Origin of the sequence: Micromonospora sp. DT4 (assembly GCF_049841675.1) — a bacterium.
Taxonomy (GTDB): Bacteria; Actinomycetota; Actinomycetes; order Mycobacteriales; family Micromonosporaceae; genus Micromonospora.
In genome coordinates this window covers 1-298 of the sequence record NZ_JBNCKT010000461.1, presented here as the reverse complement: position 1 = coordinate 298, position 298 = coordinate 1, and the positions used below count along the sequence as shown (strand labels likewise).

Annotated in this window: 1 protein-coding gene; it reads right to left on the bottom strand. The window is 64.8% G+C overall.

Features of this window, described 5'->3' with window-relative positions; translation table 11 throughout:
• Nucleotides 1-281 (bottom strand): hypothetical protein (locus ACLQ24_RS30540; RefSeq protein ID WP_425895186.1); only part of this gene is annotated, 281 nt, incomplete at its 3' end.
• Between the last annotated feature and the right edge of the window lie 17 nt (nucleotides 282-298).

The window sequence follows — 298 nt, the reverse complement described above, 5'->3', positions numbered from 1 at the left end:
CCATCGATCTCGTCGTTCATCACATCCCAACCGTCACCAAAGTCGGGAGTGAACAACACCCAACTCTCACCCCCGACGGTAAACAACCGGTTCTGGCCGCCAGACGGCTCGACAACCAAATCCCTGGTCGCTGCGACAACATCCCGTCCGAGGGCCGTAGCGAGCTGGCGGGCAAACCCATCCGGCAACTCGCCCGCCTTGCAAGACAGCAACGCCACCGACGCGCCCGGCGGCAGCCGCTGACCCAACAACGGCGCCAACTGCTGGGCACTCAGACGCACCTCCCGCGTCGAGCCAC